Source organism: Arthrobacter sp. MYb213 (genome assembly GCF_002979915.1).
Taxonomy (GTDB): Bacteria; Actinomycetota; Actinomycetes; order Actinomycetales; family Micrococcaceae; genus Glutamicibacter.
Genome location: NZ_PCQA01000004.1, coordinates 297586 through 323961 on the forward strand (window position 1 = coordinate 297586; position 26376 = coordinate 323961).

The following is a 26376-nucleotide window of genomic DNA, read 5'->3' on the forward strand; positions in this document are numbered from 1 at the left end:
TAAAACTAACTAGATGTCTTGGGAAGATTTATCGTTTTGATTCGTCGAACGTAGGGGTCAGCTATGGATTTAGTAGAACTATTGCTCAGTGGCCGGCGGGGACGGCGTTTGCTTTGGCAATTTACCTTGGACAGCGAAGACCAGACGCTGTCCAGTGTCGAAGAGCATCCATTAGTTTCGGCAATGTTCCATGCGTCTTATCAAGTGGAGGTAACTCGTGGTGATTCGGTGGTCATGTTTGGCCCGGGCGCGGAAGTAGGACGAACCGTTCGCGTGAGTGTGGAGGAGCTTGGCAGGCTGATTAGTATCACGAAGCTGCTGCCGGTGACCGAAGGACTCCTACAAAAAGCGTTAGAGGACTCAGTTGGCCATGCCAGATACTGGCAAGAACCAGATGGGGAGGACACCCTCTTGGTTGCACCCGCGCTGCGCAACGCCTTGCATCGGGTTGCCGAGCATATTGTGGCCTCTGGTTTCACGCAGCAGTGGCTAGCCCCAGTTGATCTGCGCACACAGTTTCATGTGGAATTTGACCAGCCTGATCCTGCTGGCTCGGTGACGAGCATCGAGCCAAATGTTTTTGACGAACTCCGTCGGTGGAAAGAGAACCTGATCCTCACCGAGGCACGTGCGCGCGCAGAAAAGCCAACACCGGTCACCGCCATGATTTCAGGCGAATGGTGGTCCAAGCCTAGCTGGGACTTGCGGGCAACCACAGGGGTGTTCACTAACCACCAACCAATAGGGGTGAGCTGCGTGGAAGATGCCTTCAACTGGGAGCAAGCAGTCGCACGGAAAGCTAGCGTTCTTCCTTCTGTCAAAGTTTTAGAAATCTTGACAGCCAACGATTGGGTCCAACTATGCCGCAGCTACGGTGTCGAGGTCACCGCCCACAAACGCCACGATTGGTATCGGACCACCGGACGCGACGGAGCATGGATGATGCCGGACTGGCTTGCGGTGGCCCAAGACTATGACGGCGTACATCTAAGCATCGCCGGCTATTTGGCGCTCGCCGGGGAATGTTTGGAGGTCGACGAAAAGTTTGCCACCGTGATTGCCGGTTGGGATCCCGATAAGACCTACTGGTTCACCGATGAGCTGAGATTCTATGCGGAGCCTGACATTTGGAACTTACTCGACGCGAACAACGAAGATCGTCGTTGGGTTCGTTCTTAAGGAAACTGTCGCAAAGCAACACGTCACCCAACTAGGTGCGATGGCCAAATTTTGATGAAATGGATGATATGAGTGAACCAAGCCAGCAGGATTTAGCCGCAGCAACCGAAGTACTATTGCAACTTCGCTGGTCTGATCAGGACGCCCTTGGGCATGTTAACAACGCCCGTATCGTCACGCTGATGGAAGAGGCACGAATCCGGTGGACGCGCGAAGACGGCAACACCGGACGTTTTGAATATGGCACGGTCGTGGCCTCGATCAATATCGAATATCTGCGTCCGCTGTATTACCAACCAGAAATGCTGATCCGTATGGGGATTAGCCGCGTGGGAAACAAATCCTTTACCGTGCGCGGAATCGGTTACCAAGAAGGTCAGCCGGTCTTCGACTCAACGACGGTGATGGTTCCGTTGGCGCAAGATGGTAAATCCTCACGTGCGCTCAACGAGGTCGAACGCGACTGGCTCGGGAAGTCGCTGATTTCAGCACGTGGCTGAGCCTTACTAGGTGAAATATCGGTGCCCCCGAAGGAATCCTCTGATTCATTCGGGGGCACCGGTTTTGGATGTTTAGGAAACGTTGTTACTTGGCTTCTTGCTCGGCGTACTCGTCCAAGACCTTTTTGCCGATCTTAAACGCCACATTCGCGGCAGGCACCGAGCAGTAAATTGCACACTGCAAAAAGACTTCCTTGATTTCATCGGCGATCATGCCGTTGCGCAGAGCAGCGTGTACGTGCATTTCCAGCTCTTCCCAGTAGCCGCCGGCAATCATGGCGGTTAGCGTGATGGCGCTGCGGGTGGTGCGCGGCAATCCGTCACGGGTCCAGATGGTGCCCCATGCATAGCGGGTGATCATTTCCTGGAATTCGTCGGTGAATTCATTCGAGTTATTGGTGGAGCGATCTACGTGTTCGCTGCCGAGTACCTCGCGGCGCACGACCATGCCCGCATCATAAGTGTCGCCAGGCTGGCGCTGAGAATCTGACATCAGACTTAGACCTTCTCTAGTTGGAGGTGAAGAAATCGACCAGCAAAGCCGCCGTTTCTTCGGGGGCTTCAGCAGGTGCAAGGTGAGCCGCGGAATCAATGACCGCCGCAGTACCCTTGGGGGCGTGCTCGGCAATGAATTGTGCATCAGCCGGTGGGCAGACCTGATCCTGAGCACCATTGATCGCAATGATCGGATCGGTGGTCGAGGCCAATTGCTCACGCACATCAAATCCGGCCAAAGCACCGCAGGCATGGGCGTATGCGAAACGATCCGCATCCTGCAGACTGTGAAGCAGGTCGGTGGAGACCACCGGGTTCTTCTCGATGAATCCTGGAGCGAACCAGCGCTGGGCGGACCCAGCAACCATGGTGGGGGTTCCTGCCTTTGCTACCAGTTCAGCGCGTTCGGTCCACCCTTCGGGGGTGCCAATCTTCGCTGCAGAGCAGATGGATGAAATGCCATCAAAGACGCCCGGGTAGTCCACTGCCAGTTGCAGTGCGGTAGCGCCACCTACCGAAACGCCGGCGTAGTACAGTTTGGAGCCTTCGGTGATGACATCATCTGCGCGTAGCGCATCAATCATGGCAATTACGCCGGAGGCCAGCTCACCCAAGGAGAACGCTTCGGTGGAAGGCTTGCTTTCACCGTGGCCAGGCAGATCCCAAGCGACGACCTGGAAGTGCTCTTTCAGATACGGTACGGCTGGCCCCCAAAGCGGCAAGGCCGCGGTGCCCAATGAAGGACCTGCGATGAGCGTTGGGAGCTCCTTGTTGGTGTGTAGCAATGAGGGGGTTAGCTGTGGGACTGCCATAATTCCTTCCGTGCCGAATAATCGGCGAGAACGGTTGTAGTGAAACGATCCGCGGCACCGAGGTACCCGGCAGGATCAAGTAATTCGGAGAGTTCTTTGTCTGAAAGCACGGTGCTGGGGATTTCTAGACGCAATAGTTCACCGAGGCTGACTTGGTCGGTCAGCGAACGTCGAACTAATGCTTGAATGGCGGCTTTGCCTCCGCTGACTAATCCTGCGGCCACCGAGGAAACGCGTTCGGACATGATCGCATCGCCACTCAGACGGAGATTGCGTTGCATGGAAGATGCATTGACCTGGAGCCCAAGGGCCAGTACCGCACCGTGATGAGCGGCCCCGGATGCTAAACGCAGCAGTTCGCGTAGCGCCTGCCATTCGGAGTGCCAGCCTCCGTCGGGACGTTCATCAACCGCGGTACCCGCGGCGCTGAACAAGGTTGCGACTAATCCCGGGGCGCTGATCGCAGCGTTGCGCAACAACAGCGAACGTACCGGGTTTTGTTTATGCGGCATAGCCGATGAGCCGCCCTTACCGGCCTCGCGTGGTTCGGAAAGCTCAGCAATTTCCGGGCGTGAGGCGGTGAGCACATCGGCGCCAAAGGTACCTAAAGCTGCCACGGTACTTGCCAACGCCGAACCAATCTGGAGGATTGGCATGCGGTTGGTATGCCAAGGGGTGCCGACATCTTTTAGGCCCAGAGCGCCTGCGAGCTTGCTGCTCAACTCTGCGGAGCTGGTCTTAACTTCCGGATGTTTGGCAAGTAGCTGCTCTAGCGAAGCGAGCGTACCTACCGCGCCACCCCACTGTAGGGCAAGATGTTGCTCCGCCTGCTGCAATCCAGCTTCGGCGCTGAGCACTGCCGACAGCCAGCTGGCTGCCTTCCAGCCGAAGGTGGTCGGCAGTGCATGCTGGGTCAGTGAGCGAGCAATGCACACTGTCTCGCGGTGCTCCTCGGCCAAAGTAGCTAGGCCGCGAGTTATCTGGCGAAGATCTGTCAGCGTGGTCTGTAAGGTTCGTGAGACCACGAGCATCAGTGCTGAATCGATAATGTCTTGGCTGGTGGCACCGCGGTGTAGCGCAGTACCGGCTGTATGGGAGGCTCCGTCTTCCACTAGCAGTGCGCGCATCATGGACAACAGGGGGATTAGCGCGTTGGCGCCATCCGGGGTTTTAGCAGCCAAGGACACCAGATCGTAGCGGGAGACCTTGGCGACTTCGGCAACGAACCGTGCTTCTTCAGTGGTGCACAACCCCACCTCGGCTTGCACTTTCACCCAGGCCGCTTCAACATCTAGCATGGCTTGAACAAAAGCCACATCGCTAGCGGTGGTTGCAGCATTTGTACCGGCCCAAGCTGGAGCGAGTACACCGTAATCCACGCTGTTCATCCATCTCTCAATTCTTTGCTGGCTGTACTTCAAACTTTAGTGCCCGACAACGGGCAAAACCCCGTGGGCGCTCCCGCACCGATTTTTTCGGGTGCGACAGCGCTGACACGGGGTCTGTAATTGGTGCTTAACTCTCGCGTGGGTAGGAGAGGAACACTGTTTCGTGCTCACCTTGCAGGCGAATATCAAAACGTAATGAGCCGTCTTCTTCGCGAGTCGCGATCAAGGTCTTGCGCTGCTCTTCGGTCAAGGAAGACAACAACGGATCCGCGGCCAGGGCTGCGGTGTCCTCCGGCAGATAGATGCGGGTGAACAGTCGGTTGAGTAGTCCACGAGCAAAGACGGTGAGCATGATGAACGGGGCTTTGCCTTCTTCGGTAGCGCCAGGATTGACCGTAGTGAAGGTGTAATGCCCAACGTTATCCACCGCGGTGCGGCCCCAACCGGTGAAGGTGTACCCGTCACGAACTAGCGAACCATCGCGGGAAATCACGTTTCCGTTCTCGTCTGCCTGCCAAATTTCAAGCAATGAATCGGGGATGACTTCGCCCTTGCCATCGGTAATGACGCCGTGGAGTCGTACCGAGTTCGGGTTCGCTTGGTTAACTAGCTCGTTGTCTTTTTCAAACGGCAGAGCGTAACCATAGAACGGACCAATTGTCTGTCCCGGAGTGGGAGCGAGTTTGAGTTTTGGTGCCTGAGACATTTAGTGATCTCCCTCTTCGTCTTCCATCCAGGTGCGGTTTGAGCCGGTCAGGACGATGTCCCAGTTGTATCCGGTGGCCCATTCGTGGGTGGTGATCGAATGATCATAAGTGGCGACCAAACGGTCGCGTGCATCTTGGTCGGTGATGGCCTGATAGATCGGGTCCAACGAGAACAATGGATCGCCAGGGAAGTACATCTGGGTGATCATGCGCTGGGTGAAATCGGTGCCGAACAATGAAAAGTGAATATGCGCCGGACGCCAAGCGTTGTGGTGGTTTTTCCACGGGTACGGTGCCGGCTTGATGGTGGTGAATGAATATTCGCCGTTTGGACCGGTGATCGCACGGCCCACCCCGGTGAAGTTCGGATCGATCGGGGCTGGGTGCTGGTCACGCTTGTGGATGTAGCGGCCGGCGGCGTTGGCCTGCCAGATTTCTACCAGCTGACCGGCCACCGGACGACCGTCGCCGTCCAGCACTCGTCCGGCCACAACGATGCGCTCACCAATGGGCTCACCGTTATGCTGAATGGTCAGATCCGATTCCAAAGCATGAACGTCGCGCTGGCCGAAGGCAGGGGAGCACAGCTCAATGGTTTCCGGGTCCACATGGTGCAGGTTCTTCGTCGGATAACGTAGCAGCGAGGAACGGTACGGGGCGAAGTTGATGCGTGGCTGAGTTTCAGCTTTCTTCCCGGCAATCACTTCTTGGCGGTATGCCTCGTGAACGCTGGTGATCTCTTTGCTGATTGTCTCCTGCGAGTCGGCGGTGGCCGCAGGATCTAGGACGTGGGAATTCTCGAAAGATTCGTCCTTGGTGGTTTCGGTGCTCACTACGTGCTCCCTTCGGGATGGATGAATGTTGAGATGACTGTGATTTAGGAGTGTGGCCAGCCGGTGTACGACTCGGCCAAGTATTGCTGGCCATACCGGGAAGAGGTGACTGTTTCCAGTTCGCCCAGTGCTCGCTTAGCCATGAACGGGTCGGCGTTGACGGGGGTGTGGAGCATGGACGTCATCCAGTAGGAGAAATTCTGTGCTTTCCACACGCGCTTCAACGCCAGGTCAGAATAGCCGCCTAACAGCTTGTCACTGCCGGTGGAGAAGAAGGAATCGAGCGCTTCGAAGAGCACTTTTACATCAGCGAAGGCAAGGTTTAGTCCCTTGGCTCCGGTCGGTGGCACGGTATGCCCGGCATCGCCAATCAGGAACATGCGCCCATGTGAGAGCGGCTCGCGGACGAAGGAGCGGAAGCCTAAGACGGTCTTGTCAAAGATCTTGCCGGTCTTGAGTTGGAAGTTATCTGGACCATCAACGCGCTTTTGCAGTTCTGACCAGATCTGATCATCACTCCAGGCGTTGACGTCTTCATTTGGGTCGCATTGGAAATACATGCGCTGCACGGTTTCACTGCGTTGGGAGATGAGGGCAAACCCATGAGGCGAGTTTGCGTAGATCAATTCCGGTGAAGACTTTGGCGCTTCGGTGAGAATGCCGAACCAAGCGAAGGGGTACGCGACCTTGAAGTCCTTGCGCACCGTGTCTGGCATCTGCCGGCGAGCGAATGAACGTGAGCCGTCGGCGCCTACGATGACGTCTGCATGGACCTCAAAGAGAGTGCCTTCGGCGTCGGTGAAACGGAACTTCGGGGTGGATGTTTCCATATCCATGATCTCGGTGACTTCGCAGTTGTAGCGAACATCGCCACCGTCACGCTGGCGGGCGGCGGCCAAGTCAACAAAGACCTCGTTCTGCGCATAAAGTGTCACGGTCGCGTCGACCAGGTCGCGGAAGTCCAGGGGATGCGATTCCCCGTTAAATCGGAGATCGATACCGGCATGTTCATCACCATCGGTGAGTACACGTCCGTCAACGCCGGACTCGGTGAGCATCTTTACTGCCTGAGCTTCAAGAATTCCCGCGCGGTGGGTGTTGCGAATGGTTTCATGGTCTCGCATTTCAACGACAAGATTGTCGATACCTGACTTGGAGAGCAGGTGCGAGAGCATGAGGCCGGCAGGACCGCCTCCGATGATGCCGACCTTGGTCTTAATGATCCGTGGGGTCTGAGCCATGGTGCCTGCCGATCTGTGCGGGACCAGTCTCAGTGGAATCCGGCGGCATTGCCGAATCCCCGGACATGGTCGAGGATGTTGAACTTCCTCAAGAATGCGGTGTTATTCGGACAAGCAATACTCAGCGTCTCATTGAATGAGAAAAGTTGCTCAATAGTTACGCACTATCACCCAGCACTACCCGCGAGAGCAGGTCGCGAAGTTGGGTACGCTCCTCGGGGGTGAGTGCATTGAGTGTTTCCTGCTCACTCTGCTCGGTAGCCTTGCGAGCCTTACCGTAGAGTTTTTTGCCGGCGTCGGTAGCGACAACCACCTTAGAGCGGCGGTCATTCGGATCAGCCAGTCGGGTGACGAGACCCTTAGTTTCCAGGCCGTCAACCAGGGGGACGATTTGGCTTGGATCGAGAGCGAGAAGCTCGGCGAGGTCTCGTTGAGTTGGCATTACTTCGCTACATGCCAATGAAAGGACCGAGTATGAGCGCACCTTCAGGTCGAAAGGTTTGAGCGCCAGGTTGGCTCGACCGGACCCGAGTGAGCGCATGCGCGCGACAAGGAAATCCAACTCCTGCATGAGGTCGCATTTCATGAACTGTTCCACCTTGGTCTTGGTCGATTTTTTCGCGTTACTCGCGTTCATCCCATTGTCCTCGCTTTTCATGAAAAAATAAACCATTGACTTTTTCAAGGATTAAAGATTTTATGTATATAGCTAAGGTTCCCACTTTTCGCCCCTGCGGAACAATCGGGACATCACACTAAATTGGAGATCTCATGTCGTTAGCAGGAAAAGTTGCAATCGTTACCGGTAGTGGTCGCGGCCTCGGACTGAGCTATGCCCAAGAACTTGCCCGCCAGGGAGCTTCGGTGATTATCAATGATGTCGACATGGCGGCCGTAGAAGCAGCCGTTAGTGCAATCACTGAATCCGGCGGCAAGGCCGCTGGTGTCGTCGCCGCGGTCGGCTCGACCGAAGCAGCCAAAGCACTAGTTGCCGGGGCCATCGAGAATTTTGGACGATTGGACATTTTAGTAACCAACGCGGGTGTACTGCGCGATAAATCCCTGCTGAAAATGACAGACGAAGACTTTGATCTGGTGATCAACGTGCACTTGCGCGGCACCTTCACCTGTGTGCGGGAAGCCTACGGCTACTTCAAGGAAAATAAGGTTGCCGGACGCATCATTGCCATCGGCTCGCCTACAGGTCAGCGCGGCAACTTCGGCCAGACCAACTACGCAGCGGCCAAGGCCGGCATCGTGGGCATGGTGCGTACTTGGGCGCTAGAAATGAAGCGCGCAGGAGTTACTGCCAACGTCGTCATCCCGGTAGCTGCAACCGAAATGACTAAGACCGTACCGTTCTTCTCCGCCGCGGTGCAGGCCGATGAACGTGGCGAAGCCATGCCAGACTTCTTCCGCAAGGAACTAGGCTTCGGCACCGCCGATGACGTGGCCGGACTGATCGCATTCCTTGCCTCAGATGCTGCTGCGGATGTGAACGGGCAGGCCATTGGAGTGGGTGGAGACCGCATCCAGATCTGGAGCCATCCAGAAGCAGTGAACACCGAATTCCATGATGGTGGCTGGGATTACGAGACGTTGACCAGCGAATTCTCTACTCGTTTTGGTGAGTACCAGCAGAGCGTTGGAGAGAAGTTCCCAGAACTTCCCGAAGAACTTCGCCCAGAACCAGCCAAATAAGGTTCGAGGAAAAACAAATGACAGTTCGCTATGAACTAGGCATCAACTTCGGAGCCATTAATGCCATCGACATGCATGTGCATCTTGAAGTGGACGAATGTGGTCACAAGGCTATGCCCGAGGACCTCTTTGAAGCTTCCGCAGCATATTTCAAATCTGAAGAACGCACCCCGTCGATAGATCGCATCGCCCAGGTGTATCGCGAACAACAGATGGCTGCGGTGGTCTTCACCGTTGATGCGCGAACCGCACTGGGCCATGAACCTAATTCCATCGAGGACTTGGTTGCCGGGTGTTCGCGTAACAACGATGTCCTCATTCCTTTTGGTTCGGTGGACCCTCGTCGCGGAGAAGCAGCATTGGGAGACGCCACTTACCAGGCACAAAAGCTTGGCGTCCGTGGGTTTAAATTCCATCCTTCGCTCCAGGGCTTTGACCCAAGCGACGTAGCCTTTTATCCGTTGTGGGAAACCCTGCAGGAATTGGGATTGCCGTGTATTTTCCATACCGGGCAAAACGGTATGGGTGCGGGGTTGCCCGGTGGGCGAGGAATCAAGCTTCGATACTCAAACCCGTTATTGCTCGATGACGTGGCAGCCGACTTCCCGAACTTGACCATCATCATGGCGCACCCGTCGGTGCCTTGGCAGGATGAAGCAAATTCAATTGCCACGCATAAAGCGAACGTATACATCGACCTGTCCGGCTGGAGCCCGAAATATTTCCCAGCCTCGCTGGTGAAAATGGGAAATAACGTCTTGGCTGGCAAGCTCTTGTTCGGTACCGATTATCCGCTGATCACCCCACAGAAATGGATGGGTGCCTTCGCGGAGCTAGAACTTAAAGATTCGGTACGCCCAGGAATTTTGAAAGGAAACGCAATGCGAGTCCTGGGAGTTGATGGTTAATGGAACCAGTCACCGGTAGCGACCTCTACGGATTCAAAGATCTGTTGAGCGAGCCAGAACGCGCCGCTTTGGCACGGTTGGGTACGGTCCTTGATAGGCACGTTCGCCCGATAGTTAATGACTATTGGGAACGCGGGGAATTTCCCGAACAGATCGTTGCGCCACTGATCGAGGCGGACCTGATGGACCCGCTGGAACTTAGAGAAGCAGGGCAGAAACCCTCGGGGTTGTACGGAGGATTTCGAAACTTTGAAATCGGCCGTGTCGATGCTTCGGTGGTGACCTTTTACAACGCGCAGGCAGGTTTATTTCGCACCACGGTGAACCTCGGCGGTAGCGCTGAACAAGTGGCTGAACTTGATCCGCTGATTACTTCCTATCAATACAAGGGAGTTTTCGCCTTGACCGAACCGGACCACGGTTCGGATATCGCCGGCGGCTTGGCCACCTCGGCCGTCGCCGAAAAGCGCGAGGGCACCGACGGATGGCGCATCGATGGCGCAAAACGCTGGATTGGCGGGGCTTCCCAAGCCGATGTGCTGGCAATCTTTGCTCGTGATGCGGCCGATTCACAGGTCAAATGCTTCTTGGTACCCACCGATAATTCGGGGGTGAAAATTCGGAAGATCGCCGGGAAGGCAAGCCTGCGGATCATGCAAAATGCCGATATCGAGCTGGATGACGTGTGGGTTCCAGATTCAGCAAGACTCAAGGAAATCAATTCCTTTGCTGACGTTGCGGCTTGTCTGCGTAATATGCGTTCGGACGTCGCCTGGATTGCCACGGGAGTCGCCGCAGGAGCCTACGAGGCTGCGCGTCAGTACGTCACCGAACGTACCCAATTCGGTAAACCACTGGCGTCATTTCAGCTCATTCAAGAGAAGCTGGCGCACATGCTTTCCAATGTCACCGCTAGTTTGGCAATGGTGGTGCGCCTAACTCAGCAACAAGACGCTGGGGTATACCGCGATGAGAACTCGGCTATGGCCAAGATGTTCACCGCCCGGATGTTGCGAGAAACTGTGGCGCTTGCCAGAGAGGTCTGTGGCGGCAACGGAATTCTGTTGGAGCACAATGTCGCTCGCCATCATGCCGATGCCGAGGCGATTTATTCCTACGAGGGCACTCACGAGATCAACTCGTTGATTATCGGACGCGCTATTACCGGTATTAGCGCCTTCCGCTAGAACTACTGATTCAACAAAAGCCCACCAAACTGACACTAATTAACAGGAGACACACCATGGCACAGACCATCTTGAGCTACGAAGATATTGCAACCGCTGCCGGCAAAGAGCTGGGCTACAGCGACTACCGAGTAGTGACCCAGGAGCAGGTAAATACCTTCGCGGACGCTACCGATGACCACCAGTGGATCCACACCGATCCGGAAAAGGCGAAGGAGGGTCCTTTCGGTGGCCCCATCGCCCACGGGTACCTGACGCTGAGCCTGCAGATCGCTTTCTGGTCAGAACTTTTCGACGTAACCGGGGTAAAGACCCGGGTGAACTACGGTTTGGAAAAGGTTCGCTTCCCCTCCCCAGTTCCGGTGGGTTCGAAGATACGAATGAAGGCCACTATCGCCGAGGTGGATGAGGTTAAGGGCGGCTACCAGATTGCCGTAGACCAAGTGATCGAGGTTGAAGGAGCGAGCAAGCCTGCCGTAGTTTCCCGTGGCCTCTACCGTTTCTACGCCTAACTAAACCCGGCAGCCACAGCGGTAGCACCGCGACAGAATTAGCGAAATGAGCGACAGATGTTAAATAAAGGGTTTGGCAAATGGATTCACCGCCGCAGGGTGAAATCAGCGCAACATACAGCGGTGATCCATGCCGGGGTGAGCTTCAACTATGCGCAGCTGGCCGAGCGCATCGATCGGCTAAGTGACGCGTTGCGCGCCAGAGGAATCTCCCACGGCAGTCGGGTGGCATTCTTAGGCGCCAACCACGCAGCGTTTTTAGAAACGATGTTTGCGGTCACCCAGCTTGGTGCTCTTTTTGTTCCGCTAAATATCCGGTTAACCCCGCGCGAGCTGAATTTTGCTTTACGGGATTCTGGTAGCGAGATATTTATTTATGTCGAGAATTTTGCTGCAGAGGCTCAGAGCGCAATTATCGATAGTCCGGTGCGTGAAAGCTTGGAAGTCGCGACGGTGCCTGGTACTGATTCGAGTTATGAACGGGCACTAAATTCTGGCGAGAACCGGCACGTCGATGTTCAAGTGCGCTTAGAGAATCCGGCGATTATCCTTTACACCTCGGGCACCACGGGGACTCCTAAGGGGGCGGTGCTGACCCATGAGAATATGACGTGGAATTCCTACAATGTCATCGTCGACTATGACGTGACGAGTAAATCGGTCGGGTTGTTGATCTCTCCGCTATTCCACGTGGCTGCGATGGGGATGGGAGCACTTCCGGTCCTCTTGAAGGGCGGCACTCTGGTGCTTCAAGAGCGGTTTGACCCGGCTGCAGTGCTACAGGCAGTAGAGCAGTACCGAGTCACCCAACTGTCCGGAGTTCCCACGACCTTCCAGATGTTAGCCGAACACGACACCTGGGCAGACACCGATTTGTCCTCGTTGCAGATGCTGACCTGTGGAGGCTCCGCAGTGCCGTTGCGGGTACTTGAATCCTATGAATCTCGCGGATTAGGATTCAGCGGGGGCTATGGGCTGACCGAAACCGCGCCGGGGACCACCCTGTTGCAGGCCTCGCATTCGCGATCCAAGATGGGATCAGCCGGGCTGCCCCATTTCTTTACCGACATTCGAATCGCCGATGCGCAAGGCAATGAACTTCCTACCGGCGAGGTAGGTGAAATTTTGATCAGTGGGCCCAACGTCATTAGCGAATACTGGGAACGGGCAGACGCTACCGCGGGTGCGTTCTATGAAGGGGGCTGGTTCCGTTCGGGAGATATCGGTTATGTAGATGACGAAGGCTTCCTCTATATCTCGGATCGGCTCAAGGACATGATCATTTCGGGTGGGGAGAATATCTACCCAGCCGAAGTTGAGCAAGCAATTATGGAACTGGCAGATGTTGAGTCGGTAGCGGTGATTGGTATCCCAGATGAAAAATGGGGCGAAGTGCCGCGTGCGGTGCTTGTTTTGAAGCCGGGTAGTGCCTTAAGCGAGAGCGACATCGTGGCACATTTGAGCGGTCGTCTGGCGAGATATAAGATTCCTCGAACCGCAGTATTTCTCGACGAACTGCCGCGCACCGCGAGCGGAAAGATCCGCAAGGCAGAATTGCGGAAGCAATACAGCTAAGCCGCGTGGTGTCGCAACTGAATTATTCGACTTGAACACCCGAGCCATCCAAGTACTTTCTGGATGGCTCGGGTGTATTGCGTCAATGTGTGACGCTGCGTTAAAACAGCATGTGCCTTGGAAACCATTGGAATTCAAATAGTTATAAAGTCAACCATTGACTTTTTCAATGGTTGCATTAGTCTTGAGTTGTGGCTCAAGTCACAATAATTTTGGCTCACCACTCGGAGCCGAATCAACGGGTTTCAAGGGGAAAAACATGAATAAGCGTTGGTCTACATTGCTCGCCGGAGCCTCGGTCCTTTCACTCGCGCTTGTCGGTTGCGGTTCCGGATCGCCGTCCGGCTCCGGCTCCGCCGACGAGGCAAACACCTCAGGCTCATCCGATAGCTCGCTGACCAAGCTCGTCGTAGGTATCTTGCCCATCGCACCATCAGTTGCCGTGCAGCAGGGCATTGACTCAGGCGTCTTCGAAAAGCACGGCCTTGACGTTGAACTAAGTACTTCAAACGCTGGAGCAGCCATGCTGCCGGCGGTTTCCACCGGTGAACTGGCTATCGCGGTGGGCAACCCACTGTCGGTGATGACGGCCGTGGATAAAGGTCTAGACATGAAAATTGTCTCCGGCTACTCCAATTCAGTTTCCGAAGGCGAAGATGCCAACGGCGTGATCGTCCGCAAGGATTCGGGCATTGACAGCTGGGATGACCTCGTCGGCAAGATCACTTCGGTCAACGCATTGCGTACCCAGGGCGACCTGACCATCATGGAATCAGCTGAAATGGCTGGCGCGAATCCGAAGGATCTCAAGTTCAGTGAAATGCCTTTCCCAGACATGGAAGCGCAACTGGACCGCGGCAACGTTGACGCGATATGGACGCCGGAGCCATTCCTGTCGCGCGCCTTGGCAAACAAGGACAATGTCTTGCTCGGCTACCCAAATCAGGAAGCTATCGTGGGCATGCCAACGATGGTGACCTTCACCAGTGGCAAGTTCGCTCAAGAGAACCCTGAAGTCATCAGCAACTGGAAGAGCGCGATGGACGAAATTCTTCCGGTTTCGCAAAATGACCCTGATGCCGCTCGTGCTATGTTGCCCGACTTCATCAACATGGACGCCGAAGTCGCCAAGGGATTGACGATGGAGACCTGGGAAGCCGACACTCCCGTCGATGAACTCACCAAGCTAGGCGACCTTGCGGCGAAGTTTGGATTCCTCGACAAGGCCCCAGACCTCAACTCAATGATCATTCAGTAATCTTCATCGCGCCGAGTTCGACTTGCTGCGGATCGGGTCTTCAACGGATCCGCAGCAAGTAATTGCACCATATGGGAGAAATAGTCATGAAACACTCGATTAAGCTAGCCGTTGCATCCTTGGCGGTACTCACACTTACTGCCTGCAGCTCTGGATCGCCTAGCGGCGGAGCCGCAGAAGAATCAGGCGCCGCAAATGGTGCGCTGGATAAAATTACCGTCGGAGTGATTCCCATCGTCGACACCGCGCCGATCTGGCTCGGCGACAAGCAGGGATTCTTCGCTGACGAAGGACTCGACCTGGAAATTGAAACCGCCACGGGCGGCTCGGCAATTGTTCCGGGAATCCAGTCGGGAAGTTACGACTTCGCGTTCTCAAACTTCATTTCTGTCATGGTCGCCAATGACAAGGGCCTAGACATGAAATTTGTGGCTAACGGTATTTCCACCACCGGAGACACCAAATCTGACGTCGGCTCCGTCATTGTTAAGGCCGACTCAAAAATTTCTTCACCAAAGGACCTTGCAGGTAAGAAGGTCTCGGTGAACAACCTTTCCAATATCGGTGACACCACCATCAAATCCATCGTCAAAGCAGATGGTGGTGACCCTTCGAGCGTTGAATTCGTAGAGGTTCCATTCCCGGATGCTCCGGCTGCCCTCGAAAACGGTATCGTCGACGCAGCGTGGATCCTGGAGCCCTTCCAGAGTGTGGCCCTTGAATCGGGTGCGAAGATGCTCTCGGCAAACTTCGCTAAATTTGATCCAGAACTGGACGTAGCCGGCTATTTCACCTCCACCGAATATGCCGAAAAGAACCCAGAAGTAACCGAAAAGTTCACGCGTGCCATGAACAAATCCTTGGACTACGCGCAAGAGAATCCTGACGCTGTCCGCGACATCGTCGGAACCTACACGAAGATCGATGACGCGGGGCGTGCCGAGATGGTCCTTCCGCGTTTCCGCTCAGAGTTTAATCGTGAAGCCGCACAGAAGCTAGGCGACGCAGCACAAAGCTTTGGAACTCTGTCAAAGCCAGTTGACCTGGACAAGCTGCTTCCATGAGTACCGTAACCACCACGCCGGCGCGAGGTAAAGGAGCCCGGCGCAAAACTACCAAGGCCAAGGTGCCCAATGCGGTCTGGGGTTTGATTGGTATCCTCGTGTTCCTAGGGATTTGGGAACTGTTACCGGCTCTTGGCATCGTGAAAGCGGAGTATTTGCCACCCGCCTCAGAAGTGCTGGTCACGCTGGCCAAGGACTTCACCTTGACCGCATTCTGGTTGGCCGTGGGCGAAACCATGCTCGCCTGGTTCATTGGACTATTAGTCGCGGTGCTCCTTGCCCTGGTGCTGGGACTGGTCATCGGAATGTCGAGCTTCCTGCGCAGGGCCACCAACTCCACCATTGAGTTTCTACGCCCTATTCCGTCGGTAGCGCTGATTCCGTTGGCGGTGCTGCTCTTTGGCACCAAAATTGAATCCTCGCTGATGTTGATCATTTACGCCTGCTTCTGGCAGGTGCTGATCCAGGTGCTCTACGGTGTAGCGGACGTTGATAACGTGGCGATGCAGACTGCACGATCCTATGGTTTTTCACCATTCCAGCGGATCCGCGACGTCATCTTCCCCACCATGCTTCCGTACCTAATGACCGGTATTCGGCTCGGAGCTGCGGTGGCATTGATCCTGGCAATTACGGCAGAACTGATCATCGGTTCACCCGGTCTGGGTAAAGAAATCCAGCTGGCCCAGTCCGGCGGTGCCATCGCTGGCATGTACGCATTGATTGTTGCCACCGGGCTTCTAGGCGTGCTTATCAACTTAGGCATGCGACTAATTGAAAAGCGCATCCTGTCATGGCACGTCTCAGTTCGTGGGGAGAACATCGCATGAAAACTCTCAAGTCTCTCCTCTATATTCTGGCGCTTCCAGTACTGCTGATCCTCTGGTGGATTCTTGCTACGGCAGGTGGGGCGAGCTTCTTCGTTCCCACCCCGGCAGACTTAGTGAAGACCTTCATTGATACCTGGATCGGCGAGCGTATGTTCACCGACGTGTTGCCAAGTATCCGCCGGCTACTCATTGGCGTCGTTGGTGCGATTATTCTCGGCGTGCTGTTGGGACTACTCGTTGGTCTAAACCGCACCGCACGTGCCATCACCGAGCCGGTCTTTGAATTCTTCAGAGCACTTCCACCACCGGTATTGATTCCCGTGCTGATGCTGCTGGTCGGCATTAACGACGGAATGAAAGTTGCGGTCATCATCTCCGGTGCCATTTGGCCGGTGCTGCTTAACACCATTGAAGGTGTGCGCGCGATTGATCCGGTACAAAACGAAACCAGCCGCTCCTACGGGATCAGCGGATTCGCGCGAATTCGTTACCAGATACTACCGAGCGCCATGCCGACCATTATGGCTGGCATCCGCCAGTGCCTGTCCATCGGTCTGATCCTCATGGTCATTTCCGAAATGTTTGCCTCATCCTCCGGATTGGGCTTCGCCATTGTGCAGTTCCAGCGTTCCTTCGCGGTTCCCGAAATGTGGTCCGGCATCGTGGTTCTCGGGCTGATCGGTGTCATCATGTCGTTTATTTTCCAGTGGATCGAACGCCGCGTCTTGCGTTGGTACAACGGTCTGAAAGAGGTTGAAAATGCTGTCTAATTCCAATGGCATCACCGGTGGACGTACGCTGCCCGAAGGCGAAGCGCTGCTATCGGTGCGCGGATTGAAGAAGGTTTATCACACCGACGGTGGCGATATTGAAGCGGTACGCGACCTGACCTTTGACCTGGGCCGCGGAGAACTCGTGTGCTTGGTTGGACCTTCTGGTTCCGGTAAGACCACCTTGCTCAAATGCATCGCAGGACTCTTGAGCGCAACGAGCGGTGAAGTACTACTCGACGGCGAAAAGGTCACCGGACCGCCAAAGAAGATGGCGGTAGTTTTCCAGGAATATGGCCGCTCCCTGTTCCCTTGGCTACGCGTGGCGGACAATGTTGAATTGCCGTTGAAGAATGCCGGGGTGCCCAAAGCCGAGCGTAAGAAGCTTGTGGAAGACGCACTGGACGCCGTGGGCCTTAGCCACGTGCCGCGCTCTTACCCTTGGCAGCTTTCTGGCGGTATGCAACAGCGCGTGGCGATTGCCCGTGCCGTCGCCTACCAGCCTGAGGTGTTGCTGATGGATGAGCCTTTCGCGGCCGTTGATGCGCAGACTCGCGCGGATCTTGAAGACCTGATCCGCAACGTCTGGAAGAAGCTGGGCGTGACCGTGCTGTTCGTAACTCACGATATTGATGAGTCGATCTATCTAGGTGAACGTGTGATTATCTTGTCGTCCTCACCGACGGTGGTGCAAGAAGATATTGTCATTGATTTGCCTGCGGAACGTGATCAGTTGGAGACTCGGTCGCTGCCGCGCTTTACCGAGTTGCGTCACCATGTTTATGCCGAGATTCAGAAGGCTAAGCAGGGGCACCGCCCGGAGGAAGCTAAGACTACATTCCTGACTAATCCGAAGTAGTTTCTGAGTGCTGTTCTTGTTTTTGATGTTGGCCTGACTGATTCCTGAAAAGGTGTTCAGTCAGGCCAACAGACGTTTAATCATGAACAGTGTGGGTATTGATTGAGCCAACGTTTAAGCGTTATTTGTTAGTAGTAGTGCGCGCGAGATTCCTCGCGCCGCGGTGCGCAGTGCCATGGCAGCGGGCTGCAACGACGTTGAATCGCGGGGGACTACCACCGATAGAACGGCTACTTGGTAGCCCGAACTATCCAGAATTGGCGCCGCTGCTCCGGTCGTTTCCGAGTCGATGTACCCATCGAATGAGGCGTATCCGTTGCGTCGGATCTCGGCCATTTCTGCTCGAAAGTTCGGGTGCGTTGATTCCATAATTTCTTGGTGGCGCGTCAGGAACTCACGGATAACTTCTGGACGTGAGAAGGCAAGTAACGCCATCCCCATGGAAGTACTGTGGACCGGCATTCGACCGGCCACGTTGGCCTTGTTGACTACCGAGCCGGGACGAGAGAGTCGTTCAATGATCAGCACTTCATCTTGGTGGAGCATCGAGAGCTGCGTATTCTGCCCTAAGAGCTGGTTGATATCTTCCATAAAAGGTAATGCGGCTTTACGCAGATCCTGTGTGGTGGTGCTTCGGTTCGCCAATTCCCACAACCGTAGCCCGAGGCGCACCTGGCCATCTTTATTCCGTGCCAGCAAATCGTGGCCAACTAACTCATCGAGCAGTCGATACATGGTGGCTTTGGGAATTTCAGCCCGGCGAGCCAGCGCAATGACGCTCAGTGACTGATTTTCTGAGTCAAAAGAATCCAGGATTCGCACTAAACGATCCAGCATTGAATCCCCGCTGGGTGAATTTGCCATGGTTCTACTGTAAATCAGTACGGTGGCCAGACTCATTAGGGAGAACGGATATCCACTGTCCAGATTGGATTGGGATGTAGTGGACTAGCCGTTGAGCTTGTCCACAAGCCTCAGACCACGTTGTGCCCACGCGATCTCGGCCTCGGCCTGAGCGATCAGCCCTTCATAAGTGAAGCGTTTAAAGGCGCGGGTTTTTTCCTGATCTTTCTTGGGCGTGTGTGCCAAGCGCCGCGCCAGCATGCCACTGGTCCCGTCTTCAATTTCCTTCATTGTCTGTTGCCACTGAGCCAGCATGGAGCTGTGGTGCTCGATATGCGCCAACAAATGCTCGCGCGCTGCGTCAGGTTCCGCCCACTCTAGGTAAGCGGCTTTTAGGTGAGCGGGATCGCGAGTACGAGCATATTCCAGAGGAGTGTTCATCCAAGTTTTAAAAGCCTCACGGCCAGCAGGCGTGACGTGATATTGGCGTTTCTTGCCACGTGGGCCCCACGGAATGTCTTCCCCTTCGAGTAGGCCTTCCGCTTCCATACGTTTAAGCGTTGGGTAAATCTGCGAATCGGGGGCATGCCACACATGGCCGACTGAAGCTTCGAAGTGCTTGTGGAGGTCATAGCCGGTCATTGGCTCTACTACGAGCAGGGCTAGCAGCGCGTTTGGGAGGCTCATGAAAACTTTCTCTGGCGTAAAGGTCTTGCCAATAACTATATACATAGTTAGTCTGTGATTCAGAACACTCACTATCTCGATAGTGAGTTGTTCACACTCTGGGAAGGAACACCATGACAACCACCGCTGCAACCAGCTCCACCACTAATAAGGTCCTGCCTCATCCACTCAACGCGTGGTATGTCGTCGGCTGGGATCACGAGATCACCCGAAAGCCGATGTCCCGGCGGATTGCTAACCGTCCGGTAGCGCTATATCGCACCGAAGATGGCAAGGTTGTGACGCTGGCGGATGCGTGTTGGCATCGCTTGGCACCGTTGTCGATGGGTAAAACCGTTGGCAAGGATGGAATCCAGTGCCCGTATCACGGCATCGTCTATAACTCGGCTGGGCGCTGTGTCTCCATGCCAGCGCAGGAAACCATCAACCCTTCGGCTACCGTGCCTTCTTTTCCAACGGTAGAGCGCTATCGCTACGTCTGGATCTGGATGGGAGATCCGACTTTGGCTGATCCAGAGTTGGTCCCGGACATGCACCAGATGACTTCGGAGAAATGGGCCGGCGATGGGCTAACCATTCATGCGGCCTGCAACTTCCAACTGGTGCTAGATAACCTGATGGACCTGACTCACGAAGAATTCGTCCACTCTTCCACTATCGGCCAGGAAGAGCTCAGTGAATCTGATTTTGTGACCGTCCGTGAAGGCAACAAAGTGACCGTCACCCGGTGGATGCACAACATCGATGCCCCACCGTTCTGGCTGAAGAACATGCGCGATAAGTTCCCCGGCTTTGAGGGCAAGGTGGATCGTTGGCAAATCATCAATTTCGAGGCTCCCTCGACCATCAGCATTGACGTGGGCGTAGCCAAGGCAGGTACCGGCGCCCCAGAGGGTGACCGCAGTCAGGGCGTAAACGGCTTTGTCATGAACACCATCACTCCGGAGACTGACAGGTCATCGCACTACTTCTGGGCCTTCATGCGCAACTATTGCCTCGACAGCCAGCTGATCACCACGCAGCTACGTGACGGCGTGCACGGTGTCTTCGGAGAAGACGAGGAAATGCTCAAGGCGCAACAGGCTGCCATCGATGCTAACCCTGATTATGAGTTCTACAACTTGAATATCGACTCCGGGGGCATGTGGGTACGCAGGATTCTAGAGGCCATGTTGGACGCCGAGGGGCGTCTGCCCTCAGCAAGCTAATGAGCGTTTAGAAAGAGCGAGAGAAAACCATGGCAGCGACAAACATTGAAACCTGGCAATCAGCCACCGTGATTGAGACCCGCGAGGTGGCACAAGGCATCTTACGTATCGTGCTTGAACCTACAATGCCGGTCAAAGCCGAGCCCGGAACGCATATAGACCTCATGGTGCAGGTTGACGGGGAAACTGTCAAACGTTCCTATTCAGTCGTGGATTTCAACCAGACGGGCACTCGTCTAGCGCTTAGCGTGACGAAGGCGCCACTGTCACGGGGCGGTTCGATCTTCATGCATTCCCTGCGCCCGGGACAGAAGCTGGAAATTACTCAGCCGCTACAGAATTTTCCGTTACGCGTCGGCGCTCAACGCTATGTTCTGCTTGCAGGTGGTATCGGCATCACCGCTATCGCCAACATGGCCGCCGTGCTGAAGCGGTTGAAAGCAGACTACACGCTGGTCTATGTCGGGCGTAGCCGTCAGGCAATGGCTTACCTAGACGAGCTGACCGAGCTACACGGACAACGGCTCGAAGTACACATAGACGATGAAGGAAGTTCGCTGAAGGTCAACGAGCTCGTGGAACGGGCCAGCGTTGGGACAGAGCTGTATATGTGCGGCCCTATCCGGTTAATGGATGCCGTTCGACGCAATTGGATTGAACGCGAATTGGATCTGCCAAACCTGCGTTACGAGACTTTTGGCAATAGTGGATGGTATGACCCTGAGGAATTCACAGTCCGAGTTCCCAAGCTCAACTTGGAAGTCAAGGTCCCGCAGGGGCGTTCCATGCTTGAAGCTTTGGAAGATGCCGGCGCGGATATGATGTTCGACTGCCGCAAGGGTGAGTGCGGCCTGTGCGAGGTTCGCATCCTGGAACTATCTGGGACTATCGATCACCGAGATGTCTTCTACTCCGAGCGTCAGCAACGGTTATCGACCAAGATGAACTGCTGTGTCTCGCGCGCTGTGACCTCAAAGACCGGGGCACAAATCGATGCGTCTATGGCGGGCCCCGCCATCATCACCATCGAACCTAACTAGAGAACACCCAAAACACCATTTAACGTCTCCTAGGGTTCCCAACAGGGGAGCCCTAGGACGTTGGAACGTGCCTAAAAATGGAAGAACTCTGCAATGAATATCAAAGAACGTATTGATGCTTCGCCCATGACTGCCTTCCAATGGGTAGTGGTGGGTGTTTGTACCTTTCTAAACGCCTTAGACGGGTTTGATGTGTTGGCCATGGCCTTCACCGCAAACCAAGTCTCCAACGAATTTGGCCTGAATGGTGCTCAGCTTGGCGTCCTACTTAGCGCCGGGCTACTCGGGATGGCAGCTGGATCACTCTTCTTGGCGCCTTTCGCGGATATCTTTGGCCGGCGCCCAATGCTGCTGTTCACTACGGCGCTGACCGCAGTGGGCATGTTTCTGTCATCTACGGCTGATGACGTCACGCAATTAGGCCTATGGCGTGTGATCACCGGATTGGGAGTGGGCGGCATCCTCGCCTGCACTAATGTCATCACCAGCGAGTATTCCAATAAACGCTGGCGGGGAATGGCAGTCAGCATCTACACCGCAGGGTACGGAGTAGGAGCTACCCTCGGTGGCATGGCTGCAGTATCCCTCCAAGCTAACTTTGGATGGCGTTCGGTATTCATTTTCGGTGGAATTTTCACTGCAGTTGCGTTTATATTGCTACTAATTGTGGTTCCAGAGTCTGTAGATTTTCTACTGACGAAACGTACCGATAGGGCCGAAGCGAAACTGCGAGTTCTTGTACGTAAACTACGTTTGGCCTCAGATACCGTCGTATTCTCTTCCAACGCACGAGGAACAGCTGCGGGTGGGAAAAAAGGGCAACAATTAACAGCCCTGTTTTCTCCTACGAACCGCCGCGTCACCAGTCTGATCTGGGTTGCATTCTTTGCCATCATGTTCGGCTTCTACTTTGTTAACAGCTGGACGCCTAAACTGTTGGTTACCGCTGGCATGACCGAAAGCCAAGGCGTAATTGGCGGACTGATGCTGACCCTGGGCGGAACCTTTGGAGCCTTGTTGTTTGGCCTCTTGACCACCAAGTGGCAGACGCGCAAAGTTTTGCTCGGTTTCACTGTGCTTTCGTCGATCACTATGGTGCTTTTCATCTCTGCGGTAGGTGTCTTGGCACTAGCATTCGTGATGGGTGTTGTCGTGGGCATGCTCATCAACGGTTGCATTGCCGGCCTCTACACCTTGGCGCCGGCCTCTTATGAACCGCAGACGCGAAGCACCGGGGTGGGCTGGGCTATTGGTATTGGCCGGTTCGGCGCGATTCTTGCACCGCTGGCGGCAGGGACATTGCTTGATGCCTCATGGAGCGCGGGCCAACTTTATCTAGGAGTAGGCCTAGTGGTGCTCATAGCCGCCGTTGCTATTGGATTCATGCGACCACTGGCGACTGCTGATCCGGAAACTACTTCTCAGGCTATTGCCCTGGAAACGGCAGGCTAACTATCGGTGGGTCCCGTTCCCAGTTCGAGAGACACGACGTGCATATGAAGCGTGCTTGAGAGTTCAATTCACGATTCTCCTACCACGTACGTCAACAAATCATCCTCCTACCTAGAAGCACAGATTCGGCAATAGCAGCACCTTTCGGCGGGCAGTAAAACCGAAAGGTGCTGCCGTATTTGGTCTGAAAATAGCTACGCCGCTCGGCATATGGGAAGGTGCAACCGCTACGGTGGGAGGGAGCCAAAGAGTCAAAAAATGCGCGTGTATTCGTACTCGTGTAAAAACGTAGCATCGACGTGAGCGTGAACCGCCAAGTCAGTTTGCCGGGGCAACATTATGTTGAACCAAAGTTAGTGGAAGGATTCTTCACATGACAATTATTCCCACCCCGCCAGGCCTGGACTTCGTGGCAACAATCGATGTTGAAGTAAGTGAAACAATCACCATTGGCAATACCGCTCAAGGCATGCGCCGGGTCGCCCCGATCCGGGGCGGTAGCGTGAGCGGTCCGCAGTTGACCGGACGTGTGCTTGATGCGGGTGCAGACTTTCAGCGATACCCATCCGCAGACCTTGCATACCTGGAAGCGAACTATGTGCTCGAGCTGGATGACGGTCACCGCATTTTGGTCGAGAACCGCGCAATACGTTCAGCCGCTCCGGAGGACCTTGAGCGCATGATGGCGGGGGAACACGTGGATCCTTCCCGGGTTTATTTCCGATGCATACCCGCTCTCTCCGCCGATGATTCTGGACCTTATGGGTGGCTGAACCGCACATTATTCTTGGGCTCCGGTGAACGGCTTGCCCACGGAGTGCGCATCGATGTGTTCCGCGTTCGTTAGAAGTCGGCGCTATCTATGGGTTTGGTGCCGAGCGTTTTCCGCGCTCGGTCCCTAACCCATTTTTATTTCGCGCAGATCTAGGACGCAGCTACCATCGGGTGTTTTGCCAAGGGTGCACAAAATTTCTGTGATGAGCTTTTGCGGCCGGCGTGATCTGGCAGAGCGGCCAACTACGCCCGAGGCACATTCAATGAAGCGATCATTGGATGTGCCGAGCATTATCCCGTTCGAATATCCTGAACCTACCTATCGCCAGGTGCCGACACGGGTGCCGTCTGTAGTCCTTGGAGCTGAGCGCTCGAATTTGCAGCGCTTTCGGATAACGAGTCCCATCATCTTTGTCACTGTTTTGAGCGATGTCGGATAGACAAAATCGTTACTAACCAGTGGCCCAGAAAGTTGAATCTCGCAGGTAGTGTGTGGAAAGTAAGCAAAACCATTGGGGAAATGGGGGAGTGGTGTTACAGGAGCGTAACTGGAAGACGATGGCGCTCGCGGCGATTGGTGCGTTGGTTCTTAGCGGTTGTACAAGCGGTCCGGCGACATCGACAGGGGCTTCACCCTCCGGAGCCGTGGCGTCGAGCAAAGCGACATCCGTTGAATCCGGGTCGTCTTCGGTTGAGACTGCCAAGCCGCCGGAAAAATCAGCCGAGATGAAAGGCGGGGTTTGATAAGTCAACCGGTTGGGAACCTCTGGACCTCATGTATAACGCTCAGTAGAGCCAAAATATCCACTTCGTTCCACGCTCAGATTACCGACCAATCCTCGGTATTTGCGACGCACTAATTTTCTCAATTAATCCGAGATCTAGGCCCAACTTGAGTCTCGGATCAATTCGGTTTGTTGGCGCTCGGACCCGCGTTGCCGTCGTCTTTGGGCGAATAAATGGCTGGGGGAGCAGTCGCGGCGGCTATTGGCCGTAAAGTAAAGGGCTCTTCGTTCGGAAGCGACCAAGGTATCTTGTTCCTTGCCCTCTGGATTTGCTCCGCTACTCAGCGGACGCTCAATAGATGATTTGGGCAGCTCTGAAGTGCACTTGTCGTTCTTGAGATACTCCACTGAGCATGATGAAGCCTCTGTGCTTACCCTGCCAAAGTTAAAAACGGTATCGTGTCGCAAATTGTTCCCCCAAAGCCAGTCGTGGATTTTCTTTGTTAGCCACCTCTTGAAAATGAAGAGTGCTCACTGCTAAAGTTCATATTACGAACAGAAGTTCACAATGTGAACAAAACCTAGCGATGGAGCAGTGGATTTATGCAGCAGGCATACCTATACGACGCAATCCGTACCCCTTTTGGAAAGATCGGTGGAGCGCTATCCTCCCACCGTCCAGATGACTTGGCAGCGCATGTAGTGCGCGAGCTGGTGGCTCGCGCTCCAAAGCTCGATACCAGCTCCATCGATGAAGCGATCTTCGGCAACGCCAACGGCGCCGGCGAGGAAAACCGCAACGTTGCACGCATGAGCACCCTGCTGGCAGGCCTACCTACGTCCTTGCCAGGCACCACCATGAACCGTTTGTGCGGTTCATCGCTGGACGCCGCCATTGCCGCCTCCCGCCAGATTGCCACCGGTGATGCCGACTTGGTGTTGCTCGGCGGAGTCGAATCGATGAGCCGTGCCCCATGGGTACTGCCAAAGACCGAACGCCCTTTCCCGATGTCCAACCTTGAGTTGGCAAATACCACCTTGGGCTGGCGTTTGGTCAACCCGGCCATGCCTGGTGAATGGACCGTTTCTCTGGGTGAAGCCACCGAGCAGCTGCGAGAAAAGCACAATATCTCGCGTGAAGATCAGGACGAATTCTCGGCTCTGTCTCACCAGCAGGCAGCGGCCGCATGGGATGCCGGAAAATATGACAACCTCGTAGTTTCGGTTCCCCCAGCAAACAAGCGCGGAACCGAGCTGACTCGGGATGAGACCATCCGTGCGGATTCCACCGCAGAAACCTTGGCCAAGCTACGCACGGTATTCCGTACCGGCGAGAACGCCACAGTGACTGCAGGTAATGCCTCGCCTATGAGTGACGGCGCCTCGGCAGCCTTCATCGGTTCTGCTCGCGGCGGCGAGTTGCTAGGCGCCGCTCCCTTAGCTCGAATCGTCTCCAACGCTTCCTTTGCCTTGGACCCACAGTTCTTCGGCTTCGCCCCGGTAGAAGCGGCAAATAAGGCAGTGGCCAAGGCTGGTCTGAAGTGGTCCGATATTTCAGTTGTTGAGCTCAACGAAGCTTTCGCTGCACAGTCCTTGGCCTGCATCCGGGCCTGGGATATTGACCCAACCATCGTCAACGCATGGGGCGGCGCGATCTCCATCGGTCACCCACTGGGTGCGTCGGGATTGCGCATCTTGGGCACCGCGGCACGCCGTCTGCAAGAATCCGGCCAGCGCTACGGTGTGGCAGCGATCTGCATTGGCGTCGGCCAGGGGCTGGCAGTAGTTATCGAGAATGAAAACGCAAGCAAGTAGTCTCCGGCTACTT

General features: G+C 55.2%; 27 protein-coding genes. 17 read left to right on the top strand and 10 right to left on the bottom strand.

Annotation, left to right across the window (positions count from 1 at the left end; genetic code table 11):
* Positions 1–63 precede the first annotated feature (63 nt).
* On the top strand, positions 64–1179 hold the full coding sequence (locus CQ011_RS11585; RefSeq protein ID WP_105677878.1) for a hypothetical protein: 1116 nt from the start codon (positions 64–66) through the stop codon (positions 1177–1179).
* Positions 1180–1247: 68 nt separating this feature from the next.
* Positions 1248–1679: an acyl-CoA thioesterase gene (locus tag CQ011_RS11590; protein WP_105678043.1), complete on the top strand. Its 432-nt coding sequence runs from the start codon at positions 1248–1250 to the stop codon at positions 1677–1679.
* Between the two features lie 85 nt (positions 1680–1764).
* On the opposite strand, the gene pcaC is transcribed toward CQ011_RS11590, so the two are convergent.
* From pcaC to CQ011_RS11625, 7 genes are all read right to left on the bottom strand, one after another.
* Positions 1765–2172 carry a 4-carboxymuconolactone decarboxylase gene (pcaC, locus tag CQ011_RS11595; RefSeq protein WP_105677879.1) on the bottom strand — a complete coding sequence of 136 codons (408 nt, stop codon included), beginning with the start codon at positions 2170–2172 and terminating at the stop codon, positions 1765–1767.
* Between the two features lie 16 nt (positions 2173–2188).
* Positions 2189–2986 carry an alpha/beta fold hydrolase gene (locus tag CQ011_RS11600; RefSeq protein ID WP_181148093.1) on the bottom strand — a complete coding sequence of 266 codons (798 nt, stop codon included), beginning with the start codon at positions 2984–2986 and terminating at the stop codon, positions 2189–2191.
* A complete protein-coding gene (locus CQ011_RS11605; RefSeq protein WP_105677880.1) occupies positions 2968–4374 on the bottom strand; it encodes a lyase family protein in 1407 nt (468 codons plus the stop codon). Before CQ011_RS11605 ends, CQ011_RS11600 begins: the two co-directional genes overlap by 19 nt.
* Before the next feature lie 127 nt (positions 4375–4501).
* Positions 4502–5080 carry a protocatechuate 3,4-dioxygenase subunit alpha gene (gene pcaG, locus CQ011_RS11610; protein WP_105677881.1) on the bottom strand — a complete coding sequence of 193 codons (579 nt, stop codon included), beginning with the start codon at positions 5078–5080 and terminating at the stop codon, positions 4502–4504.
* Positions 5081–5914, bottom strand: a complete 834-nt coding sequence (gene pcaH, locus CQ011_RS11615) for a protocatechuate 3,4-dioxygenase subunit beta (protein ID WP_105677882.1) — start codon at positions 5912–5914, stop codon at positions 5081–5083. It abuts the gene before it with no gap.
* 44 nt (positions 5915–5958) lie between these two features.
* The gene (locus tag CQ011_RS11620; protein WP_105677883.1) at positions 5959–7155 is read right to left on the bottom strand and encodes a 4-hydroxybenzoate 3-monooxygenase; all 1197 of its coding nucleotides are present in this window, start codon (positions 7153–7155) and stop codon (positions 5959–5961) included.
* Positions 7156–7312: 157 nt separating this feature from the next.
* Entirely contained in the window at positions 7313–7792 is a 480-nt protein-coding gene (locus CQ011_RS11625) for a MarR family winged helix-turn-helix transcriptional regulator (RefSeq protein ID WP_105678045.1), read from the bottom strand.
* A 134-nt stretch (positions 7793–7926) separates the two neighbouring features.
* On the opposite strand from CQ011_RS11625, the gene CQ011_RS11630 reads away from it, so the two are divergent.
* From CQ011_RS11630 to CQ011_RS11675, 10 genes are all read left to right on the top strand, one after another.
* Positions 7927–8856: an SDR family NAD(P)-dependent oxidoreductase gene (locus tag CQ011_RS11630; RefSeq protein WP_105677884.1), complete on the top strand. Its 930-nt coding sequence runs from the start codon at positions 7927–7929 to the stop codon at positions 8854–8856.
* A gap of 17 nt (positions 8857–8873) precedes the next feature.
* Positions 8874–9764: an amidohydrolase family protein gene (locus tag CQ011_RS11635; RefSeq protein WP_105677885.1), complete on the top strand. Its 891-nt coding sequence runs from the start codon at positions 8874–8876 to the stop codon at positions 9762–9764.
* Complete coding sequence (locus CQ011_RS11640) at positions 9764–10951, top strand: acyl-CoA dehydrogenase family protein (RefSeq protein ID WP_105677886.1); 1188 nt, start codon at positions 9764–9766, stop codon at positions 10949–10951. The genes CQ011_RS11635 and CQ011_RS11640 overlap by 1 nt, the downstream gene beginning before the upstream one ends.
* Positions 10952–11007: 56 nt before the next feature.
* Positions 11008–11463: a MaoC family dehydratase gene (locus tag CQ011_RS11645; protein WP_105677887.1), complete on the top strand. Its 456-nt coding sequence runs from the start codon at positions 11008–11010 to the stop codon at positions 11461–11463.
* Positions 11464–11520: 57 nt separating this feature from the next.
* Positions 11521–13038, top strand: coding sequence for an o-succinylbenzoate--CoA ligase (gene menE, locus CQ011_RS11650; RefSeq protein WP_105677888.1), 1518 nt, complete (start codon positions 11521–11523; stop codon positions 13036–13038).
* A gap of 259 nt (positions 13039–13297) precedes the next feature.
* Positions 13298–14296 (top strand): ABC transporter substrate-binding protein, encoded by a 999-nt coding sequence (locus CQ011_RS11655; RefSeq protein WP_105677889.1) that lies wholly within the window; start codon positions 13298–13300, stop codon positions 14294–14296.
* 86 nt (positions 14297–14382) lie between these two features.
* Entirely contained in the window at positions 14383–15360 is a 978-nt protein-coding gene (locus tag CQ011_RS11660; protein WP_105677890.1) for an ABC transporter substrate-binding protein, read from the top strand.
* The gene (locus CQ011_RS11665) at positions 15357–16190 is read left to right on the top strand and encodes an ABC transporter permease (protein ID WP_105677891.1); all 834 of its coding nucleotides are present in this window, start codon (positions 15357–15359) and stop codon (positions 16188–16190) included. Before CQ011_RS11660 ends, CQ011_RS11665 begins: the two co-directional genes overlap by 4 nt.
* Positions 16187–16960, top strand: a complete 774-nt coding sequence (locus tag CQ011_RS11670; RefSeq protein WP_105677892.1) for an ABC transporter permease — start codon at positions 16187–16189, stop codon at positions 16958–16960. Before CQ011_RS11665 ends, CQ011_RS11670 begins: the two co-directional genes overlap by 4 nt.
* Complete coding sequence (locus tag CQ011_RS11675; RefSeq protein ID WP_105677893.1) at positions 16950–17819, top strand: ABC transporter ATP-binding protein; 870 nt, start codon at positions 16950–16952, stop codon at positions 17817–17819. The genes CQ011_RS11670 and CQ011_RS11675 overlap by 11 nt, the downstream gene beginning before the upstream one ends.
* A gap of 114 nt (positions 17820–17933) precedes the next feature.
* On the opposite strand, the gene CQ011_RS11680 is transcribed toward CQ011_RS11675, so the two are convergent.
* A complete protein-coding gene (locus tag CQ011_RS11680; RefSeq protein ID WP_105678046.1) occupies positions 17934–18683 on the bottom strand; it encodes an IclR family transcriptional regulator in 750 nt (249 codons plus the stop codon).
* An 84-nt stretch (positions 18684–18767) separates the two neighbouring features.
* On the bottom strand, positions 18768–19349 hold the full coding sequence (locus CQ011_RS11685; RefSeq protein WP_105677894.1) for a PadR family transcriptional regulator: 582 nt from the start codon (positions 19347–19349) through the stop codon (positions 18768–18770).
* Between the two features lie 113 nt (positions 19350–19462).
* Here CQ011_RS11685 and CQ011_RS11690 point away from each other — a divergent pair, with 113 nt between their 5' ends.
* From CQ011_RS11690 to CQ011_RS11705, 4 genes are all read left to right on the top strand, one after another.
* A complete protein-coding gene (locus CQ011_RS11690; protein ID WP_105677895.1) occupies positions 19463–20557 on the top strand; it encodes an aromatic ring-hydroxylating oxygenase subunit alpha in 1095 nt (364 codons plus the stop codon).
* A gap of 29 nt (positions 20558–20586) precedes the next feature.
* On the top strand, positions 20587–21597 hold the full coding sequence (locus CQ011_RS11695; protein ID WP_105677896.1) for a PDR/VanB family oxidoreductase: 1011 nt from the start codon (positions 20587–20589) through the stop codon (positions 21595–21597).
* Between the two features lie 93 nt (positions 21598–21690).
* Entirely contained in the window at positions 21691–23049 is a 1359-nt protein-coding gene (locus tag CQ011_RS11700) for an MFS transporter (protein ID WP_105677897.1), read from the top strand.
* Between the two features lie 373 nt (positions 23050–23422).
* Positions 23423–23896, top strand: a complete 474-nt coding sequence (locus CQ011_RS11705; RefSeq protein ID WP_105677898.1) for a DUF3237 domain-containing protein — start codon at positions 23423–23425, stop codon at positions 23894–23896.
* Between the two features lie 379 nt (positions 23897–24275).
* Here CQ011_RS11705 and CQ011_RS11710 read toward each other — a convergent pair whose 3' ends face one another.
* Complete coding sequence (locus tag CQ011_RS11710; protein ID WP_105677899.1) at positions 24276–24575, bottom strand: hypothetical protein; 300 nt, start codon at positions 24573–24575, stop codon at positions 24276–24278.
* A 576-nt stretch (positions 24576–25151) separates the two neighbouring features.
* Here CQ011_RS11710 and CQ011_RS11715 point away from each other — a divergent pair.
* Positions 25152–26363 carry a thiolase family protein gene (locus CQ011_RS11715; RefSeq protein WP_105677900.1) on the top strand — a complete coding sequence of 404 codons (1212 nt, stop codon included), beginning with the start codon at positions 25152–25154 and terminating at the stop codon, positions 26361–26363.
* Positions 26364–26376: the final 13 nt, after the last annotated feature.

Bases quoted from the DNA above. Each gene is read 5' to 3' on its own strand.
- CQ011_RS11585 (WP_105677878.1), top strand. From the start codon at position 64: ATGGATTTAGTAGAACTATTGCTCAGTGGCCGGCGGGGACGGCGTTTG.
- CQ011_RS11590 (WP_105678043.1), top strand. From the start codon at position 1,248: ATGAGTGAACCAAGCCAGCAGGATTTAGCCGCAGCAACCGAAGTACTA.
- pcaC (WP_105677879.1), bottom strand. From the start codon at position 2,172: ATGTCAGATTCTCAGCGCCAGCCTGGCGACACTTATGATGCGGGCATG.
- CQ011_RS11600 (WP_181148093.1), bottom strand. From the start codon at position 2,986: ATGGCAGTCCCACAGCTAACCCCCTCATTGCTACACACCAACAAGGAG.
- CQ011_RS11605 (WP_105677880.1), bottom strand. From the start codon at position 4,374: ATGAACAGCGTGGATTACGGTGTACTCGCTCCAGCTTGGGCCGGTACA.
- pcaG (WP_105677881.1), bottom strand. From the start codon at position 5,080: ATGTCTCAGGCACCAAAACTCAAACTCGCTCCCACTCCGGGACAGACA.
- CQ011_RS11620 (WP_105677883.1), bottom strand. From the start codon at position 7,155: ATGGCTCAGACCCCACGGATCATTAAGACCAAGGTCGGCATCATCGGA.
- CQ011_RS11625 (WP_105678045.1), bottom strand. From the start codon at position 7,792: ATGAACGCGAGTAACGCGAAAAAATCGACCAAGACCAAGGTGGAACAG.
- CQ011_RS11630 (WP_105677884.1), top strand. From the start codon at position 7,927: ATGTCGTTAGCAGGAAAAGTTGCAATCGTTACCGGTAGTGGTCGCGGC.
- CQ011_RS11635 (WP_105677885.1), top strand. From the start codon at position 8,874: ATGACAGTTCGCTATGAACTAGGCATCAACTTCGGAGCCATTAATGCC.
- CQ011_RS11640 (WP_105677886.1), top strand. From the start codon at position 9,764: ATGGAACCAGTCACCGGTAGCGACCTCTACGGATTCAAAGATCTGTTG.
- CQ011_RS11645 (WP_105677887.1), top strand. From the start codon at position 11,008: ATGGCACAGACCATCTTGAGCTACGAAGATATTGCAACCGCTGCCGGC.
- menE (WP_105677888.1), top strand. From the start codon at position 11,521: ATGTTAAATAAAGGGTTTGGCAAATGGATTCACCGCCGCAGGGTGAAA.
- CQ011_RS11655 (WP_105677889.1), top strand. From the start codon at position 13,298: ATGAATAAGCGTTGGTCTACATTGCTCGCCGGAGCCTCGGTCCTTTCA.
- CQ011_RS11660 (WP_105677890.1), top strand. From the start codon at position 14,383: ATGAAACACTCGATTAAGCTAGCCGTTGCATCCTTGGCGGTACTCACA.
- CQ011_RS11665 (WP_105677891.1), top strand. From the start codon at position 15,357: ATGAGTACCGTAACCACCACGCCGGCGCGAGGTAAAGGAGCCCGGCGC.
- CQ011_RS11670 (WP_105677892.1), top strand. From the start codon at position 16,187: ATGAAAACTCTCAAGTCTCTCCTCTATATTCTGGCGCTTCCAGTACTG.
- CQ011_RS11675 (WP_105677893.1), top strand. From the start codon at position 16,950: ATGCTGTCTAATTCCAATGGCATCACCGGTGGACGTACGCTGCCCGAA.
- CQ011_RS11680 (WP_105678046.1), bottom strand. From the start codon at position 18,683: ATGGCAAATTCACCCAGCGGGGATTCAATGCTGGATCGTTTAGTGCGA.
- CQ011_RS11685 (WP_105677894.1), bottom strand. From the start codon at position 19,349: ATGAGCCTCCCAAACGCGCTGCTAGCCCTGCTCGTAGTAGAGCCAATG.
- CQ011_RS11690 (WP_105677895.1), top strand. From the start codon at position 19,463: ATGACAACCACCGCTGCAACCAGCTCCACCACTAATAAGGTCCTGCCT.
- CQ011_RS11695 (WP_105677896.1), top strand. From the start codon at position 20,587: ATGGCAGCGACAAACATTGAAACCTGGCAATCAGCCACCGTGATTGAG.
- CQ011_RS11700 (WP_105677897.1), top strand. From the start codon at position 21,691: ATGAATATCAAAGAACGTATTGATGCTTCGCCCATGACTGCCTTCCAA.
- CQ011_RS11705 (WP_105677898.1), top strand. From the start codon at position 23,423: ATGACAATTATTCCCACCCCGCCAGGCCTGGACTTCGTGGCAACAATC.
- CQ011_RS11715 (WP_105677900.1), top strand. From the start codon at position 25,152: ATGCAGCAGGCATACCTATACGACGCAATCCGTACCCCTTTTGGAAAG.